Annotated in this window: 13 protein-coding genes; all 13 read left to right on the top strand. The window is 68.5% G+C overall.

From position 1 onward, the window contains the following. Positions 1–3 precede the first annotated feature (3 nt). Positions 4–1,287 carry an ABC transporter substrate-binding protein gene (locus tag DS843_RS19240; protein ID WP_149470458.1) on the top strand — a complete coding sequence of 428 codons (1,284 nt, stop codon included), beginning with the start codon at positions 4–6 and terminating at the stop codon, positions 1,285–1,287. Between the two features lie 73 nt (positions 1,288–1,360). Beyond that, positions 1,361–2,221, top strand: a complete 861-nt coding sequence (locus tag DS843_RS19235; RefSeq protein ID WP_475849245.1) for an ATP-binding cassette domain-containing protein — start codon at positions 1,361–1,363, stop codon at positions 2,219–2,221. A 147-nt stretch (positions 2,222–2,368) separates the two neighbouring features. Continuing rightward, positions 2,369–3,598, top strand: a complete 1,230-nt coding sequence (locus DS843_RS19230; protein WP_149470457.1) for a phenylacetate--CoA ligase family protein — start codon at positions 2,369–2,371, stop codon at positions 3,596–3,598. A 56-nt stretch (positions 3,599–3,654) separates the two neighbouring features. Further along, positions 3,655–5,148, top strand: coding sequence for an aldehyde dehydrogenase family protein (locus DS843_RS19225; RefSeq protein ID WP_149470456.1), 1,494 nt, complete (start codon positions 3,655–3,657; stop codon positions 5,146–5,148). A gap of 237 nt (positions 5,149–5,385) precedes the next feature. Then, a complete protein-coding gene (locus DS843_RS19220; RefSeq protein ID WP_149470455.1) occupies positions 5,386–6,558 on the top strand; it encodes an isovaleryl-CoA dehydrogenase in 1,173 nt (390 codons plus the stop codon). Between the two features lie 39 nt (positions 6,559–6,597). Beyond that, positions 6,598–7,779, top strand: a complete 1,182-nt coding sequence (locus DS843_RS19215; RefSeq protein ID WP_149470454.1) for an acetyl-CoA C-acyltransferase — start codon at positions 6,598–6,600, stop codon at positions 7,777–7,779. A gap of 143 nt (positions 7,780–7,922) precedes the next feature. Beyond that, positions 7,923–9,056, top strand: coding sequence for an acyl-CoA dehydrogenase (locus DS843_RS19210; protein ID WP_149470453.1), 1,134 nt, complete (start codon positions 7,923–7,925; stop codon positions 9,054–9,056). Between the two features lie 28 nt (positions 9,057–9,084). Continuing rightward, entirely contained in the window at positions 9,085–10,692 is a 1,608-nt protein-coding gene (locus tag DS843_RS19205) for a carboxyl transferase domain-containing protein (protein ID WP_149470452.1), read from the top strand. Between the two features lie 16 nt (positions 10,693–10,708). Next, complete coding sequence (locus DS843_RS19200) at positions 10,709–11,491, top strand: enoyl-CoA hydratase/isomerase family protein (protein ID WP_149470451.1); 783 nt, start codon at positions 10,709–10,711, stop codon at positions 11,489–11,491. Positions 11,492–11,496: 5 nt separating this feature from the next. Beyond that, a complete protein-coding gene (locus tag DS843_RS19195) occupies positions 11,497–13,515 on the top strand; it encodes an acetyl-CoA carboxylase biotin carboxylase subunit (protein ID WP_475849244.1) in 2,019 nt (672 codons plus the stop codon). Between the two features lie 2 nt (positions 13,516–13,517). After that, positions 13,518–14,417, top strand: a complete 900-nt coding sequence (locus DS843_RS19190; protein ID WP_149470450.1) for a hydroxymethylglutaryl-CoA lyase — start codon at positions 13,518–13,520, stop codon at positions 14,415–14,417. 27 nt (positions 14,418–14,444) lie between these two features. Next, on the top strand, positions 14,445–15,272 hold the full coding sequence (locus DS843_RS19185) for a universal stress protein (RefSeq protein WP_149470449.1): 828 nt from the start codon (positions 14,445–14,447) through the stop codon (positions 15,270–15,272). A 60-nt stretch (positions 15,273–15,332) separates the two neighbouring features. Next, the coding region (locus tag DS843_RS19180) for an FAD-binding protein (RefSeq protein WP_149470551.1) at positions 15,333–15,459 on the top strand (127 nt) is incomplete at its 3' end.

The following is a 15,459-nucleotide window of genomic DNA, read 5'->3' as shown; positions in this document are numbered from 1 at the left end:
ACCATGACCATGAAGACCGTCCTGCTGGCGTCCGCCGCCGTCGTCCTGCTCGGCACCGGGGCCGCCAACGCCCAGAAGATCCCGGTCGGCCATCTCGCCGACCAGTCCGGCGCCACGTCGGACGTGGGCGTGCCCTTCGGCCAGGGCGTCGCCGACGCGCTCGCCTACATCAACAAGAACGGCGGCGTCGGCGGCACGACGATGGACGTCGAGACGGTGGACTACGGCTATCAGGCCCCGCGCGCCATCAGCCAGTACAAGAAGTGGTCGTCGGGCAGCGGCAAGGTCGCGGCCATCCAGGGCTGGGGCACCGCCGATACCGAGGCTCTGACCGGCTTCGTCGGCAAGGACGAGATCCCCTACTACTCCGGCTCCTACTCGGGCCACCTGACCGACCCGACCGGCAAGGGCCCGCACGGCTCCAAGCCGGCTCCCTACAACTTCTTCTACGGCCCGTCCTACTCCGACGGCCTGCGCGCCATGCTGATGTGGGCGGCCGAGGACTGGAAGACGAAGGGCGGCTCGGGCAAGCCCAAGTACGTCCACATGGGCGCCAACCACCCCTACCCGAACGCCCCGAAGGAAGCGGGTGAGGCGCTCGCCAAGGAGCTGGGCTTCGACGTGCTTCCGGCGGTCCAGTTCGCCCTGACGCCGGGCGACTACACCGCCCAGTGCCTGACGCTGAAGGAGGCGGGCGCCAACTACGCCTATCTCGGCAACACGGCGGGTTCCAACATCTCCGTGCTGAAGGCCTGCCAGACGGTCGGTGCGCAGGTGCAGTTCATGGGCAACGTCTGGGGCATGGACGAGAACGCCGCCAAGGCCGCCGGCTCCGCCGCCAACGGCGTGATCTTCCCGGTCCGCACCGCGGCGATCTGGGGCGGCGACGCGCCGGGCATGAAGATCGTGAAGGAAATCTCCAAGATCTCCGACGCCGCCGGCACCGCCTATCGCCCCGTGCACTACGTGTCCGGCATCTGCTCCGCCTTCTACATGAAGGAAGCGATGGACTGGGCGAAGCAGAACGGCGGCGTGACCGGCCCGAACATCCGCAAGGGCATGTACCAGAAGAAGGATTGGGTTCCGGCGGGCCTGGAGGGCGTCTGCGTGCCGTCCACCTGGACCGAAACCGACCACCGCGGCATGGACAAGGTCAACCTGTACCGCGCCAACGTGACCGGCGACACCGGCGCTTCGGTGGACGAACTGGTGAAGGCCGGCACGATCAAGCTGGAGAAGATCGCCACCGTCGACGTCCCGCGCAAGCCGGAGTGGCTGGGCTGGTAAGCCGGACCGCCCCCGCCGCTGCGAAAGGGTGGCGGCGGGGGCTTCCGTCCCGTCTCACTGCATCAGGTACCGCATGATGAACGCCGCCACCGCCACCGCCGCCGCGACCGCGGTCGCCCCGGCTCCGGTTCCCGGCACGGCCAAGGCGCCGCTGCTGTCCGTCAACAACATCGAGGTCGTCTACAACGACGTGATCCTGGTGCTCCGCGGCCTCAGCCTGGAGGTGCCGGAGGGCGAGATCGTGGCCCTGCTGGGCGCCAACGGCGCCGGCAAATCGACGACGCTCAAGGCCATCTCCGGGCTTCTCAAGACCGAGGACGGCGAGGTCACGCGCGGCGACATCTCCTTCGGGGGTGAGCGCATCAACGGCATCGACCCCGACCAGATCGTCCGGCGCGGCATCTTCCAGGTGATGGAAGGCCGCCGCATCATCGGCGACATGACCTGCCAGGAGAATCTGCGCCTCGGCGCCTTCACCCGCCGCGACGGCGGCGTGAAGGACGACATCGAGATGGTCTATCACTATTTCCCCCGCCTGAAGGAGCGCACCGGTCTGGCCGGCTACCTCTCGGGCGGCGAGCAGCAGATGCTGGCCATCGGGCGCGCGATGATGGCGCGGCCGAAGCTGATCCTGATGGACGAGCCGTCGATGGGCCTGTCGCCGCTGATGGTGAAGGAGGTCTTCAGCATCATCCGGCAGATCAACAAGGATCTGGGCGTCACCATCCTGCTGGTGGAGCAGAACGCCCGCATGGCGCTCCAGGCCGCGACGCGCGGTTACATCATGGAGAACGGCAAGGTCGTTCTGGACGGCACCGCCGAAGAGCTGCGCAACAACGAGGACGTGAAGGAATTCTACCTCGGCGGCGGCAACGAAGAGCGCAAGAGCTTCAAGAATCTCAAGAGCTTCAAGCGCCGGAAGCGCTGGATTTGATGTGACAGGAGTGGTTGCGGAGGGCCCCCACCCAACCCTCCCCCACTTCGCGGGGGAGGGCTTTTCTCCTCCCCCCGCCGAAGGTGGGGGGAGGTCGGGAGGGGGGCCCCACGCGACACCCCAAGAATAATCAGCCGGGAGGCATCGGTGTCCGACTTCTACGATCAACTCGAAACCCGCTCCCCCGACCGGCGCGAGGCGGAGCTGTTCGCGGCGCTGCCGGCGCAGATCGCCCACGCCAAGGCGAACGCGCCCTATTTCACCCGCCTGCTCGCCGACGTGGACCCCGCCTCCGTCCGTGACCGCGCGTCGCTCGCCGCCCTGCCGGTCACCCGCAAGTCGGACCTGATCGCGCTCCAGAAGGAAGCGCCGCCCTTCGGCGGAATGACCACGGTCGCCATCGGGCAGTTGGCCCGCGTCTTCGCCTCGCCCGGCCCGATCCACGATCCGGAGGCGCACGGCAAGGACCCCTGGCGCACCGCGCGGGCGCTCTTCGCGTCGGGCATCCGCGGCGGCGGGCTCGTCCAGAACTGCTTCAGCTACCACCTGACCCCCGCCGGTTCGATGTTCGAGACGGGGGCGCACGCGCTGGGCTGCGCCGTCATTCCGGCAGGCGTCGGCAACACGGAGATGCAGGCCCAGGTGGCCGCGCATCTGAAGCCCGGCGCCTACATCGGCACGCCGGATTTCCTCAAGATCATCCTGGAGAAGGGCGACGAACTGGGGCTCGACCTCTCCTCCATCACGGTGGGCCACGTCACCGGCGGTCCCTTCCTGCCGGACGCCCGCGCCTATTACGAGGGGCGCGGCATCGCCGTGTACCAGAGTTACGGCACCGCCGACCTCGGCATCGTCGCGTACGAGACGCCGGCCCGCGCCGGGCTGGTGGTGGACGAGAACGCCATCATCGAGATCGTGCGTCCCGGAACCGGCGACCCCGTGCCGGAGGGCGAGGTGGGGGAGGTGGTCGTGACCGTCTTCAACCAGGCCTACCCGCTGGTCCGCTTCGCCACCGGCGACCTGTCCGCCGTCCTGCCGGGCCAGAGTCCCTGCGGGCGCACCAACATGCGGCTGAAAGGCTGGATGGGCCGCGCCGACCAGACCACCAAGGTCAAGGGCATGTTCGTTCACCCGCAGCAGATCGCCGAGGTGGTGCGCCGCCACCCGCAGATCGGCAAGGCCCGCCTCGTCGTCGGGCGCGAGGACGCCAACGACACCATGACCCTGCGCTGCGAGTCGCCCGAGTCCGGCGAGGCTTTGGCGGCGGCGGTGCGTGAAACTCTGGCCGCCGTCACCAAATTGAAGGGCGTCGTGGAATTCGCGGCCCCCGGCAGCCTGCCCAACGACGGCAAGGTGATCGAAGACGCCCGCGCCTGATAAAAGACTGACACAATAACGATAACCGACCCGATACACACAAGGACCACCGTGACATGAGCGTCAGCACCGACCTCCAGCTCGACCCCTTCGCGCTCGCCAGGGAGTTGTCGGGCAAGCATTTCTTCGGCGGCGACTTCCGCCCGGCCTCCTCCGGCAAGAGCTTCCCCGTCGTGAATCCGGCGACCGGCGAGACGGTGGCCGAGGCGGCGTTCGGTGAGGCCGCGGACGTGGACGCCGCGGTTGCCGCCGCCACCGCCGCGCAGAAGGAATGGGCCAAGCGCCCGGTGCGGGAGCGCGGCAAGCTGGTGGCCGAATGCGGGCGCGTGCTCGACGCCCACAAGGAGGAAATCGCCAAGCTGATCGCTCTGGAGACCGGCAAGGCCCTGCGCACCGAATCGCGCATCGAGGCCGGCGTCCTGTCCGACGCCTTCGTCTTCTTCGGCGGTCTGGCGCCGGAGCTGAAGGGCGAGACGGTGCCCTTCAACCCAAGCATGCTGACCATGACGGTGCGCGAGCCGGTGGGCGTGGTCGGCGCGATCATCCCGTGGAACGTGCCGCTGCTGCTGATGGCGCTGAAGATCGCCCCGGCGATGGTGGCGGGCAACGCCGTGGTGGTGAAGTCGGCCGAGGAGGCGCCGCTCGCGGTCCTGCGCGTCGTGCAGCTCATCAACACGGTGATCCCGGCGGGGGTGGTGAACATCCTCTCGGGCTACGGCCCGGAATGCGGCGCCCCGCTGGTGGCGCACAAGGACGTGAAGAAGGTGACCTTCACCGGCTCGGTCGAGACCGGCAAGATCGTCTACAAGACCGCCGCCGAGAAGCTGATCCCGGTGACGCTGGAGCTGGGCGGCAAGAGCCCGATGATCGTCTGCGGCGACGCCGACCTGGAGCAGGCCATCGCGGGCGCCATCGCCGGCATGCGCTTCACCCGCCAGGGCCAGAGCTGCACCGCCTCCTCGCGTATCTTCGTCCATGACAGCATCCACGACGCCTTCGTGGAAAAGCTGAAGGAGAAGGTGAACGCGATGAAGATGGGCGACCCGCTGGATGAGTCGACCGACATCGGCACCATCGTGTCGCCGCAGCAGTTGGACCGGGTGCAGAGCTACATCGCCATCGGCAAGGAGGGCGGGGCGACTCCGCATGTCTGCTCCGCCATGCCGTCCGATCCGAAGCTGACCAAGGGCCTGTACGTGCAGCCGCACATCTTCACCGGCGTGAAGAACAGCGACCGCATCGCGCAGGAGGAAATCTTCGGCCCGGTCTGCTGCGTCATCCGCTGGACCGACTATGAAGAGGTCATCGCCCAGGCCAACGACACCGAATACGGCCTTGCCGCGACGATCTGGACCCGTGATCTGAGGGTGGCGATGGACGCCGTGCACCGGCTGGAAGCCGGGTTCGTGCAGGTGAACCAGAATCTGGTGGTGCAGCCGAACCTGTCCTACGGCGGCGTGAAGTCGTCGGGGCTGGGCAAGGAAGCCTCGCTGGAAGCGATGCTGGAGCATTTCACGCACAAGAAGACGATCATCATCAACATGAAGTGAGTGTGGGGTGGAGGAGTGGTTGCGCTGGGCCCCCACCCAACCCTCCCCCACCTTCGGCGGGGGAGGGCTTTTCTTAATTCCCTCCCCCGCGAAGTGGGGGAGGGTCAGGGTGGGGGGCCCATGCGACCACTCCCCCACAACCCCTTGCCACGCCCGTCTCCATACGCTACCGTACGGCCCCATACGCCGCCGTATGGCGGAAACGAAGAACAGACCTCCGGGGGGAGCGCCAACACCATGCTGTCGAACCAGTATCCGACCCTGAACTTCGACCTCGGCGAATCCGCGGACATGCTGCGCGATTCGGTGCGCGGCTTCGCCGCCGACGAAATCGCGCCCCGCGCCGCGGAGATCGACCGGACCAACGAGTTCCCGAACGAGTTGTGGCGCAAGCTGGGCGACCTCGGCGTGCTGGGCATCACGGCGGAGGAAGAATACGGCGGCGCCGGCATGGGCTATCTGGAGCATGTCGTGGCGATGGAGGAGATCTCCCGCGCATCGGCTTCGGTCGGCCTCAGCTACGGCGCGCACTCCAACCTCTGCGTCAACCAGATCCGCAAGAACGGCACGGCGGAACAGAAGACCCGCTATCTGCCCAAGCTGATTTCCGGCGAGCACATCGGCGCGCTCGCCATGTCGGAGCCGAACGCCGGGTCCGACGTCGTGTCGATGAAGCTGCGCGCCGAAAAGAAGGGCGACCGCTACGTGCTGAACGGCACGAAGATGTGGATCACCAACGGGCCGGACGCCGACACGCTGGTGGTCTACGCCAAGACCGACGTCAACGCCGGCCCGCGCGGCATCACCGCCTTCCTCATCGAGAAGTCGTTCAAGGGCTTCTCCGTCGCGCAGAAGCTCGACAAGCTGGGCATGCGCGGCTCCAACACCGGCGAACTGGTGTTCGAGGATTGCGAGGTTCCGGAGGAGAACATCCTGGGCGGCGTCGGGCGCGGCGTGAACGTGCTGATGTCGGGCCTCGACTATGAGCGCGCGGTGCTGGCCGGCGGGCCGCTCGGCATCATGCAGGCCTGCATGGACGTGGTCATCCCCTACGTCCACGACCGCAAGCAGTTCGGTCAGTCCATCGGCGAGTTCCAGCTCATGCAGGGCAAGCTGGCCGACATGTACACGATCATGAACGCCGCCAAGGCCTATGTGTACGCCGTCGCCAAGGCCTGCGACCGCGGCGAGACGGCCCGCAAGGACGCCGCCGGGGCGATCCTCTTCGCCGCCGAAAAGGCCACCTGGATGGCGCTGGAGGCCATTCAGACCCTGGGCGGCAATGGCTACATCAACGAATACCCGACGGGCCGCCTGCTGCGCGACGCCAAGCTCTACGAGATCGGCGCCGGCACCAGCGAGATCCGCCGCATGCTGATCGGGCGCGAGCTGTTCAAGGAAACAGCCTGAGGGAAACGGCCTAAGGCCGGAAGGGAAGGAAAGAGCGTCATGACCGATACCGTTGTCATCGCGGGCGCCGCCCGCACGCCGATGGGCGGCTTCCAGGGTGATTTGCAGGGCCTGACCGCGCCGCAGCTCGGCTCCGCCGCCATCAAGGCCGCGCTGGAGCGGGCCGGGGTGAAGCCGGAGGCGGTGGACGAGGTCTTCATGGGCAACGTCCTGCCCGCCGGTCTGGGGCAGGCGCCGGCCCGTCAGGCGTCGCTCGGCGCTGGAATTCCTGAGGCGGCGGGCTGCACCACCATCTCCAAGGTCTGCGGGTCGGGCATGAAGGCGGTGATGCTCGCCACCGACCTCATCAAGGCCGGCTCGGCCACGGTCATGGTGGCCGGCGGCATGGAAAGCATGTCCAACGCCCCCTATCTGCTGGACCGCGCGCGCGGCGGCTACCGCATGGGCCATGGCCGCGTGCTCGACCATATGTTCCTCGACGGGCTGGAGGACGCCTACGACCGCGGGCGCCTGATGGGCACCTTCGCGGAGGAATGCGCCACCCACTACCAGTTCACGCGCGAGGCGCAGGACAACTACGCCATCGAGAGCCTGAACCGCGCCCGCCGCGCGACCGAGGACGGCAGCTTCGTCAAGGAGATCACCCCGGTCACGGTCAAGGGCCGCAAGGGCGACACGGTGGTGGAGAGGGACGAGCAGCCGCTGAAGGCCGATCCGGGCAAGATCCCGACGCTGAAGCCGGCCTTCGCCAAGGACGGCACGGTGACGGCGGCCAACGCCTCCTCCATCTCCGACGGTGCGGCGGCGCTTGTGCTGACCACCCGCTCCAACGCGGAGAAGCTGGGACTGCCGATCCTGGCGGAGATCAAGGCCCACGCCAACCATGCCCAGGCCCCGGCCTGGTTCACCACCGCTCCGGTCGGTGCGATCAACAAGGTGCTGGAGCGCGCCGGCTGGTCGGCCAAGGACGTGGACCTCTACGAGCTGAACGAGGCCTTCGCCGTGGTCGCCATGGCGGCGATGCGCGAACTCGACATCCCGCACGACCGGATCAACGTGCATGGCGGCGCCTGCGCGCTCGGCCATCCCATCGGGGCTTCGGGCGCGCGCATCCTCGTCACGCTGCTGGCGGCGCTGGAGAAAAATGGGCTGAAGCGCGGCGTGGCGAGCCTCTGCATCGGCGGCGGCGAGGCCACGGCGGTGGCGGTGGAGTTGGTGTAAAGCAGGGGAATCATAATCCCCTCTCTCCTCTGGGGAGAGGGTTAGGGTGAGGGGGTTGCGCATGTCGGAGCGTCCGGCAAAAGCGCAACCCCCTCACCCCGGCCCTCTCCCCAGGGGGGAGAGGGAGAACGGGAGGGAAAGCAATGCGGCTGACGGAAGAGCAGCGGATGGTGCGCGACATGGCGCGGGACTTCGCGGCGGAGCGGCTGGCGCCGACCGCAGCCGAGCGCGACCGCACCGGAGCCTTCCCGAAGGAGGAGCTGGCCGAGATGGGCAAGCTCGGCCTGATGGGCATGCTGGTGCCGGAGGAATTCGACGGGGCCGGAACCGATCACATCGCTTACGCGCTCGCCATCGAGGAGATCGCGGCGGGCGACGGCGCCATTTCCACCATCATGAGCGTGCACAATTCCGTCGGCTGCATGCCGATCCTTAAGTTCGGCAGCGCCGAGCAGAAGGAGCGCTTCCTGAAGCCCATGGCCCGCGGCGAGCAGCTCGGCTGCTTCTGCCTGACGGAGCCGCAGGCGGGGTCCGACGCCGCCGCCATCAAGACCCGCGCGCGGCGCGACGGCAACCACTGGGTCCTGAACGGCACCAAGCAGTTCATCACGTCGGGCAAGAACGCCGACGTCGCCATCGTCTTCGCGGTCAGCGACCCCGACGCCGGCAAGAAGGGCATCACCGCCTTCGTCGTGCCGACCGACACCCCCGGCTTCCAGGTCGCGCGGGTGGAGGAGAAGCTCGGCCAGAGTTGTTCCGACACCTGCCAGATCGTCCTTGAGGACTGCCGCATCCCCACCGACCTGATGCTGGGGGCGGAGGGCGGCGGCTACCGGGTGGCGCTTGCCAATCTGGAAGGCGGACGCATCGGCATCGCCTCGCAGTCGGTGGGCATGGCGCGCGCCGCGCTCGACCATGCCACCCGCTACGCCCAGGAGCGGCAGAGCATGGGCGTGCCCATTGTCCAGCATCAGGCGGTGGCCTTCCGGCTGGCCGACATGGCGACGAAGGTGGAGGCCGCGCGCCAGCTTGTCCTGCACGCGGCGAGCCTTCGCGACGCGGGCGAGCCCTGCCTGAAGGAAGCGGCCATGGCGAAGCTGTTCGCGTCCGAAATCGCCGAGCGCGTCTGCTCCGACGCCATCCAGATCCACGGCGGCTACGGTTACCTGAACGACTTCCCGGTGGAGCGCATCTACCGCGACGTGCGCGTCTGCCAGATCTACGAGGGTACTAGCGACATCCAGCGGCTGGTCATCAGCCGCGCCCTGATGCAGTAGAACAAGAAGAGACGGGAGGACGACGGCCATGACCGTCCTGAAGAGCGCCCTGAACCCGCGCTCCGCCGAGTTCCAGACGAACGCCGACGCCATGTCCGCCCTGGTCGCCGACCTGCGCGAGAAGGTGGGCGCGATCAAGCAGGGCGGCGGCGCCAAGGCCCGCGACAAGCACCTGTCCCGCGGCAAGCTGCTGCCGCGCGAGCGCATCCGCCAGCTTCTGGACGTGGGATCGCCCTTCCTGGAGCTGTCGCAGATGGCCGCCTACGGCGTCTATGACGACGACATCCCGGCGGCGGGCATCATCACCGGCATCGGCAGCGTGGCCGGGCAGGAATGCATGGTGGTCGTCAACGACGCCACTGTGAAGGGCGGCACCTACTTCCCCCTGACGGTGAAGAAGCACCTGCGCGCCCAGGAAGTGGCCCAGCAGAACAACCTGCCCTGCATCTATCTGGTGGACAGCGGCGGCGCCAACCTGCCGAACCAGGACGAGGTGTTCCCCGACCGCGACCATTTCGGCCGCATCTTCTTCAACCAGGCCAACATGTCGGCCCAGGGCATCCCGCAGATCGCGGTCGTCATGGGAAGCTGCACGGCGGGCGGCGCCTACGTCCCGGCGATGTCGGACGAGGCGATCATCGTGCGCAACCAGGGCACCATCTTCCTCGGCGGTCCACCGCTGGTGAAGGCGGCGACCGGCGAGGTGGTGTCGGCGGAAGACCTCGGCGGGGCCGACGTGCATTCCCGCACCTCCGGCGTGACCGACCATTACGCGATGAACGACGCCCACGCGCTCGCCATGGCGCGCAAGGTCGTGTCGAACCTGAACCGCAGCAAGCGCATCGACATGGACCTGCGCGAACCGCAGGAGCCGGCCTACGACCCGCGCGAACTCTACGGCGTGATCCCCAGCGACCCGCGCAAGCCCTTCGACGTGCGCGAGGTCATCGCCCGCGTGGTCGACGGCTCGGTGCTGGACGAGTTCAAGCCGCTCTACGGCACGACTCTGGTCTGCGGCTTCGCCCACATCTTCGGCTATCCCGTGGGCATCATCGCCAACAACGGCATCCTGTTCAGCGAATCCGCCCTGAAGGGCGCGCATTTCGTGGAGCTGTGCTGCCAGCGCGGCATTCCGCTGGTCTTCCTCCAGAACATCACCGGCTTCATGGTCGGGCGGAAGTACGAGGCGGGCGGCATCGCCAAGGACGGCGCGAAGCTGGTCACCGCCGTCGCCTGCGCCAAGGTGCCGAAATTCACCGTCATCATCGGCGGCAGCTATGGTGCGGGCAATTACGGCATGTGCGGACGCGCTTACAGCCCGCGCTTCCTCTGGATGTGGCCGAACTCGCGCATCTCCGTGATGGGCGGTGAGCAGGCGGCCGGCGTGCTCGCCCAGGTCCGGCGCGACGCCATGGAATCCCAGGGCAAGTCTTGGGCGCCGGAGGAGGAGGAGGCCTTCAAGGCCCCCATCCGCCAGCAATACGAGCATCAGGGCCATCCCTACTACGCCTCCGCCCGGCTGTGGGACGACGGCATCATCGACCCGGCGGACACGCGCATGGTGCTCGGCCTCGGCCTGTCGGCGTCGCTGAACGCTCCGGTCGAGAAGACAACCTTCGGCGTGTTCCGGATGTGAGCGGGGAGGGCACAGCATGAGCGACATTCTGATCGACATCGCCGCCAGTGGCGTCGCCGCCGTCACGATGAACCGAGCGGACGTCCACAACGCCTTCAACGAGCAGGTCATCGCCGATCTGACCGCCGCCTTCCGCAGCCTGGGCGAGAACCCGGACGTGCGGGTCATCCTGCTGCGCGGGGCGGGGAAGAGCTTTTCCGCCGGGGCCGATCTCGGCTGGATGAAGAAGATGGCGGGCTATGGCCACGACGAGAACGTCCAGGACGCCATGGGGCTCGCCACCATGCTGCGCACGCTGGACGAATGCCCGAAGCCGACCGTCGCCGTCGTGCAGGGTCCGGCCTTCGGCGGCGGGGTGGGGCTGGTCGCCGCCTGCGACATCGCCATCGCCGCCGAAACCGCCAGCTTCGCCCTGACCGAGGTGCGGCTTGGTCTGATCCCCGCGGTCATCAGCCCCTATGTCGTGGCCGCCATGGGCGAGCGCGCCTGCCGCCGCTATTTCCTGACGGCGGAGCGCTTCTCCGCCGCCGAGGCGCTGCGGCTCGGCCTGCTGCACCAGACCGTCAAGCCGGAGGAGCTGGACGCCTGCGTGGAGGTGATGGCGCGCAACCTTCTGCAATGCGGTCCGGCCTCCCAGACCGCGGCGAAGGAGCTGATCCGCGCCGTGGCGCGCCGTCCGCTGGACGACGCCTTGGTCCGCGGCACGGCGGAGCGCATTGCCCGCCAGCGCGCGAGCGAAGAGGGGAGGGAGGGCGTCGGCGCCTTCCTGGAGAAACGCGAACCCGCGTGGCGGAGCTGATGCCCATGTTCGAGACAGGCATGTTCGACAAGATTCTGATCGCGAACCGTGGCGAGATCGCTTGCCGCGTCATCCGCACCGCCCGCCGCATGGGCATCCGCACCGTCGCCGTCCATTCGGAGGCCGACGCCCGCGCCATGCATGTGGAAATGGCCGACGAGGCCGTCTGCATCGGCCCGGCGCCGGTCGGCGAAAGCTACCTGCGCGGCGACGTCATTCTTGAGGTCGCCCGGCGCACCGGCGCCCAGGCCATCCATCCCGGCTATGGATTCCTGTCGGAGAACGCCGGCTTCGCGGCGGCCTGCGCGGAGGCCGGCGTGGTCTTCATCGGCCCGCCGATCGAGGCCATCCGCGTCATGGGCTCCAAGGCGGAATCCAAGCGCGTGATGTCCCAGGCCGACGTGCCGCTGGTCCCCGGCTACCACGGCGAGGCCCAGGACCTGGAGACGCTGAGCGCCGAAGCGGAGCGCATCGGCTATCCGGTGCTGGTCAAGGCGTCGGCGGGCGGCGGCGGCAAGGGCATGCGCGTGGTGCGCTCGGCCTCCGAATTCGTCGACGCGGTGGCCGGCGCCAAGCGCGAGGCGAAGGCCGCCTTCGGCGACGACAGCGTGCTGTTGGAAAAGTATCTGGGCCGCCCGCGCCATGTGGAGATCCAGGTCTTCTGCGACACCCACGGCAACGGCGTCTATCTGTTCGAGCGCGATTGCTCCATCCAGCGCCGCCACCAGAAGGTGATCGAGGAAGCCCCGGCCCCGGCGCTGCCCGACGACCTGCGCCGCCGCATGGGCGAGGCCGCGGTGGCCGCCGCCAAGGCGGTGAACTATGTCGGCGCCGGTACGGTGGAGTTCCTCTACGAGGACGGCGGATTCTACTTCATCGAGATGAACACCCGCCTTCAGGTGGAGCATCCGGTGACCGAGAAGATCACCGGCCAGGACCTCGTGGAGTGGCAGTTGCGCGTCGCCGCCGGGGGCACCCTGCCGCTGATGCAGGACCAGCTCACCCGCCGCGGCCACGCCTTCGAGGCGCGCCTCTACGCGGAGGACCCGCAGCGCGAGTTCCTGCCGGCCATCGGGAAGCTGGTCCGCCTGCGCCCGCCCACCGAGAACGAGCATGTCCGCGTCGACACCGGCGTCCGCGAGGGTGACGAGGTCACCATGTTCTACGACCCGATGATCGCCAAGCTGATCGTCTGGGATGAGGACCGCGACGCGGCGCTGCGCCGCCTGCGCGTGGCGCTCGCCGCCTACGAGGTGGTCGGCGTCACGACCAACGTGGCCTTCCTCGGCGCCATCGCCGCCCACCCGGCCTTCCGGGCGGAGGAGATCGACACCGGCTTCATCGAGCGGCACCGCGCCGACCTGCTGCCCCCGCCGGCCCCGGTGCCGGACCGCGGGCTGGCCATCGCGGCGCTCAGCGTCCTGCTCCGCCGCAACGCGGACGCCCGCAAGGCCCGCCGCGCCGCGTCGGACCCCTGGTCGCCCTGGCTGTCGGCCAGCGGCTGGCGCCTCAACGACGACAACCACCATGACCTGCGCCTTCTGGACGGCGACACGCCGCGCAGCCTGACCCTGCATTTCCGCCCCGACGGCTACGAGATCGAGGTGGAAGGCCGCCCGGCCATCCGGGCGGAGCGGGTGACGCTGGACGGCGACACGCTGACCGCCACCATCGACGCGGTGCGCACCCGCGCCACGGTGGTCTGCCAGGGGTTGGACCTAACCATTCTGTCGGACGGAAAGGTGTGGCGCCTGCATCTCGACGACCCGACCGCCCGCGCGGCGGAGCAGGAGGGCGGTTCCGGCCGCCTGACCGCGCCGATGCCGGGCACCGTCGTCCGCGTGCTGGTCGAGCCGGGCCAGACGGTGGAGGCGGGCGCTCCGCTGATGCTGCTGGAGGCAATGAAGATGGAGCACACCATCAAGGCCCCCGCCGCCGGCACGGTCAGCGCCGTCAACTTCGCGGCGGGCGATCAGGTGTCGGAAGGCGTGGATCTGCTGGTCCTCGACGTGGCGGAGGGGTGAGAATGCGCCTGCCCAGGAACGTCCGCATGGTGGAGGTCGGCCCGCGCGACGGCCTCCAGAACGAGAAGCAGATCGTCCCGACGGCGGTGAAGATCGGTCTGGTGGACCGGCTGACCGAGGCCGGGCTGACCGCCATCGAGGCCGGCAGCTTCGTGTCGCCCAAATGGGTGCCGCAGATGGCCGACACGCCGGACGTCTTCGCCGGCATCCGCCGCAAGGAGGGCGTGCGCTACGTCGCTCTGACCCCGAACGCCAAGGGGTTGGAGGGCGCGCTCGCCGCCCGGGCCGACGAGGTGGCGGTCTTCGCCGCCGCGTCGGAGAGCTTCAGCCAGAAGAACATCAACTGCTCCATCGCCGAAAGCCTCGACCGCTTCGTCCCGGTTCTGGAACAGGCGAAGGGGCAAGGGGTGCCTGTGCGCGGCTATGTCTCCTGCGTGCTCGGCTGCCCCTACGAGGGGGAGATCGCGCCGGAGGCGGTGGCCGAGGTGGCGGGCAAGCTGCTGGCGATGGGTTGCTACGAGGTCTCGCTCGGCGACACCATCGGCACCGGCACGCCGGGGAAGGCCCAGGCGATGATCGCCGCGGTGTCGGAGCGCGTGCCGATGGACCGTGTCGCCGTGCATTTCCACGACACCTATGGGCAGGCGCTCGCCAACATCCTGGCGGCGCTGGAGATGGGCGTGGCGGTCGTGGACAGCTCCGTCGCGGGGCTTGGAGGCTGTCCCTACGCCAAGGGGGCTTCGGGCAACGTGGCGAGCGAGGATGTGCTCTATATGTTGAACGGTCTGGGCGTTGCGACGGGGGTCGATCTGGACCGGCTGGTGGCGGCGGGTGTCTACATCAGCGAGGCCATCGCCCGGCCGACCGCTTCGAAGGTCGCCCGCGCGCGGGGCTGTGCGTAACATCGGAAGAGGGAAGGGAAGGGCGCCATGAGCTTCACGAACCTGCTGGTGCATGTGGACGACAGCGACCGCTGCGAGGAACGGCTGACCGTCGCCCTGACGCTGGCCCAGAAGCATGGCGCCGCGCTGACCGGCCTGTTCGCGCAGAGCGATAGCTCCGGCGCCGGAATCGTCGCGCGCAAGGCCGGTCCGGCGCTGACCCAGGCGGCCCAGCGCGCGCGGGACCTGTTCGAGGAGAAGGCCCGCGAGGCCGGAGTCACCACGCGCTGGTGGCAGCTCAGCCATGGCGAGTACGGCCATGTGATCGCCGAGACGGTGATCTGCTCGCGCTATGTGGACCTCGCCGTCTTCGGGCAGCACGATCCGGAGGACAGCCGCGTCCCGGCGGACCTGATCGAGGAGGTCGTGCTGAACGCCGGGCGCCCGATCCTGATCGTGCCCCACGCCGGAACCTATCCGCAGCTCGGCGACCGTCCGGTGATCGCCTGGAACGGCAGCCGCGAGGCCGCGCGCGCCGTCAACGACGCGCTGCCGCTTCTGAAACAGGCGAGTTCCGTGCTTCTGCTCGCCTTCCATACCCAGCCGCGGGCGGAGGGGAGCGGCAACGTCCCGCAGGTCGACATCCTGGAGCATCTGGCAAGCCATGGCGTGAAGGCCACGCAGGAACGCATGACCATCGCCAGCATGACCCCCATGGACGCCGTGCTGTCGCGCGCGTCGGATCACGGCGCCGATCTGCTGGTGATGGGCGGCTTCGGCGGTTACGGTGGCTCGCTGTTCCCGCTGTTCGGGCGGGGCAGCAACACCCGCCAGATCCTGCGCCAGATGACCCTTCCCGTTCTGTTGTCGCACTGACGTTGCAAGCACAAAAAGTTGTTCGCACGAAAAAGGAAAGAAGAAGAAATGGCTGACGAGATGGATCGCGACCCGCGCGAGGTGATGGAGTACGACGTCCTCGTCGTCGGCGCCGGCCCGTCGGGCCTGAGCGCGGCCATCCGCCTGAAGCAGCGTGCGAACGAGGCGGGGCAGGAGCTGTCGGTCT

Origin of the sequence: Roseomonas genomospecies 6 (assembly GCF_008365375.1) — a bacterium.
Classification (GTDB): Bacteria; Pseudomonadota; Alphaproteobacteria; order Azospirillales; family Azospirillaceae; genus Azospirillum.
Note: the sequence above shows the minus strand (reverse complement) of the source record. Positions and strands in the feature narration are given on the sequence as shown.